The sequence below is a fragment of the Vibrio sp. Vb0937 genome, assembly GCF_033338855.1.
This window is the reverse complement of record NZ_JAWOTK010000162.1, coordinates 1-1521: the sequence shown is the minus strand read 5'-3', so window position 1 is coordinate 1521 and position 1521 is coordinate 1. Positions and strand designations below refer to the sequence as shown.

Here is a 1521-nt window from a genome sequence, read left to right as displayed (position 1 = left end):
ACGTTCCATAAAGGCCACAAGTTTGCTTCGGTTAGCGAAGGCGTATTAAGAAAAAAATACACCAAGTTCTTCCAAGAAAACATCAAAACGCACCTCGACTTGAAGCAGGCACTGCTTAAGGAAGAAAAACCAGAAACCGCACTTTTGGCTTATTCATTAGTCAGTCCGTCAGGCTACCGAGGAGAACCATTAACCGAGCGAAAAATCTTGGAAGTGGTGAGCCTACTTGATGAAGTAAAAGTCGACGGTGACACCTATCAGCAGCTCAAAAATACGTTTGATTCGATCAGCAAAGATCCGCGTATGCAAGTCAGTTTGGAAAACCAGTATCCGGGGAAAATGGACGGTTTCGGCGCGCAGTTGTTGGAAACGGGAAAAGAGAAGCTGAAAGGCTCGGGTGTTAACGCTGCCATCAATTTGGCGTTACCCGGCGTAGGCTTGCTCGTCGCCACAGGGCGTGAACTTCATAAAGCGTCCGTCAATGGCGATGCCGAAGCGTATCATCATCAACTCGAACAAATCTCGCAATTGCCGGGAAGAGATCAGCGCTTATCGATGCCAATGCAACAAACGTTAGCCATTGGTCACGCGATGCTGTCCGCTGAGGGCGCAGTTGGTGCCACACTTGGCATGGCGACAGGCGGTTTGGGTACGTTTGGTGTAAGCTCTGTGGCGACGGCAGGGGTTACGCCGATAGCAAAGGAAGCCATTGGACCTGCTTTAGCTACTGGCATTATCAGCGGCGGGGGTTTTGTTGCTGGCCAAGCTGGGGCGTATGGCTTAAATAACGAAGTGCAAGACCAACTCAAACAAGGGCCAATGTCTGGTGTGCTGCCACGTTTGGAAATTTCAAACGTGAAGGGCGATTTCACTTTTAGCATGCAAGAGCCGGCGGCAGTTCGCGCACTGATGGCGTATCTTGGTCCTAAAGAAGATACATCAATGAGCTCACCTCAAGCGCCAAAAGAAGCGCAAGAGATGGAAGCCGCACGTTTAACACTCAAGCAAATGCTTGGCTCAAGCCCGAATGAACACCTCGTTCCAGATGTCGATTCACTGCTTAAACTGAGCGATGAAGACATGCCAAGTCAGATGGAATCTACGGCGAACGGTGCATTTAAAAAGCTGTTAAGTGAAGATTGGGATTGGCTGATGCCTGCTGTCCGAGCAATGGATAAAGGTGAAGCGAACAAAATCAACGAGAAGTTGACGTACAAGCTGCCTTTGGACGCCGCAAACGGACGTGTGTATCTCGATAAGAGCCCGAACCTAAGTGACGCCCAGCTTGATGCATTAGATAAACTCGGCTCACCAAGCCAGTTACGACTAATGTACTTAGCCGAAGGCTGGATTTAAAGGAAAAGGGAACATTCGCTCCCTTTTTGCTTATTGCATCGACGCTTACAGTGCCATGTTTAACGTGAACTTATTGATTGGGGGTGAGATGGTCAAACGCGGCTAACATTTCGTCTGTAGATAACTGGTCTCCCATTCTTCCTCGTTTTACATATTGATGCTCGA

1 protein-coding gene is annotated in these 1521 nt (G+C 48.8%); it reads left to right on the top strand.

Translation table 11 applies throughout. The annotated features are described in order from the left end of the window. Nucleotides 1-1356 (top strand): type III secretion system effector VopQ (vopQ, locus tag R7P67_RS24060; RefSeq protein ID WP_318086222.1); only part of this gene is annotated, 1356 nt, incomplete at its 5' end. Between the last annotated feature and the right edge of the window lie 165 nt (nt 1357-1521).